Genomic DNA, 2,263 nt, shown 5'->3' with positions numbered 1-2,263 from the left:
TTATTATTTTGATATGAAAAAAAATAGAAAATATGAAGTTAAAGAATTGATCGATCCAAATACCGGAGAAACCTTTCCTGTTAATACAATTAGCACTGAAAATGGTGATTATGATTTTAGTAAAATATGAATTAAGAATTATTTATCTGCTATGGATATTATTAGTAATAAAAAAATTAAAATAGCTCATTGAATTATTGAAAATATTGATTATAAAAATGAAATATATTTTACATATGATAAATTAGCTAATGAATTAGATATTTCTAAAACTACTGTTTTTGAAACTATGAAAATTTTAATAGATGAAGATTTTATAATTAAAAAATTTCCAAATATTTATCAATTAAATCCAGCAGTTATTTTTAAAGGTAGTCATAATAATAGAATGTATATACTTCACGAGTATAATAAAGTTCCAAAAAAAGAACTTACAATCGAAGAAAAAATTAGAAATTTAGATAAACAAATTGATGATTTAATTAATATACGTAAAAAATTAAATTTAGAAATTGAAAAAGAAAAATTAGAAAATAAAATAAAAGAGCTTGAAAAAATTAAAAATGAAAAATTAAGTTCTGAAACTGAAAATGAACCAAGATTATTTTAAAAAAGCACCTATTTTATGGTGTTTTTTATTCTATTTTTTTGACTAATTTTTCTATCATTTTTTTTCGTTCTTTTGAAACCATTTTTTGAACATTTGCGAAATTTGTAATGAAAGTGCAATGAAAAAAATGGGATTTTATTTATAACTATGTTATAAATACTTTTTAGTGCAATGAAAGTGCAATGAAAACTGCCTGCACTTTTCCGTCTAGTGCAATGAAAAGTGACTACAGTAAAAGTGAAAAATCTATTATACAAAGTATAATAGCAAGATAAAAAAATAGCGTTTCCGTTAGGAATGTAAGCGTTCTTATCTTGCCCTTCAAAGGGTGCGCGCGCACGCGTGCGTGTAATTTTACTTTGTAAAATTTGATTAGATCAGCGGAAAAATTGATGTGCATACACAGCAAAAAAACAAGGTAAAAACAGAGAAAAATTCAAAGATAAAAATTGTCTTCAAAATCAAAAAAATAAATTAAGTTTTTTCAAAAATAAAAAAATAAAATCTATAAAATTAAATTACAAATATTAAAAACAATTATTTTTTAATTTCTATTTTTATTTAAAAACTGCTTTAAAATTAACAAAAACCCCCCTAAAATCGACAAAACACCTAAAATAGAGTAAATATATTAGAAAAATAAAACAATCAAAAATAACATATTTTTTATTAATTTTTAAAAAAATAATGATATAATAAAAAGGTGGTTATAAATACTAAAAGTATTTTAACCACAATCAAAACACAAAAAGGAGGAAGTGATTAGAAAAAATATAAAAAACTTCAGCATTAAAACAATAATTACCCCATCAATAATAAACTTATGAAAGATTTACTGCTTTTATTAGCATTAATAATAGTTATCTTAATAATTATCAAATGATAATTATTAATTAACTAATTAAGTATGCTGAAGTTTATTATAAAAAACACCTTTTTGAAGGTGTTTTTACTTTTTTTTAATCAAAACACAATTGCATTAAAACAATTTTATTTTTTTATACCCTATCACCTAAATTATAACATTTTAAATTTAAAATCTATAAAATTATTTTTTTTAAATTAAAAATAATCAGAGGTATTAAGAACAAATTATCATTTACATTTTTACCGCTCGCCGGTGAAAATAGAATTTTTCGTTTCGCTGGCGAAACCAATTACAAATAAATCTAATAATTACCACTTCCGCCTCCAAGGCGGTATATTTTTTATTTTCTAAAATTTTAAATTGAATTGGGGACTAATGCCCCCAAACCCCCCAAGTTAAATTTATGTTTTAGATGTGGTGTGTTTTCAAATGAAAACCCACGATAGGTAATCTGTTTTTCCATACCGGCGAGCGGTATAAAAAAACAATCATTTTGGCGTTGAAAACGCCTCTCTTAATAACAATAAAAAAGTTATGAAATTAGAAAATTAGAGTTTATATATAGAATAAGAGGGGCAGAAACTTCCTATTATTCCTATGGAATAATAGAGTTATCACCGCGTATCAGTTTTCTGATATGCGCGTATCAGTTTTCTGATATTTGAATTGTGTTTTTTCTGATATTTGAACTTTTTTGTTCTTTTTTTTTGAACTTTTTATTATTTTTATGTTATTATTTTGATATGAAAAAAAATAGAAAATATGAAGTTAAAGAATTGATCGAT

Annotated in this window: 1 protein-coding gene; it reads left to right on the top strand. The window is 23.2% G+C overall.

Features of this window, described 5'->3' with window-relative positions; genetic code table 4:
- A partial coding sequence (locus ACXX84_RS04110) for a replication/maintenance protein RepL (RefSeq protein WP_458572962.1) occupies positions 1 to 610 on the top strand: 610 nt, incomplete at its 5' end.
- Positions 611 to 2,263: the final 1,653 nt, after the last annotated feature.

This window comes from Mycoplasma sp. AC157 (assembly GCF_054343415.1).
Note: the sequence above shows the minus strand (reverse complement) of the source record. Positions and strands in the feature narration are given on the sequence as shown.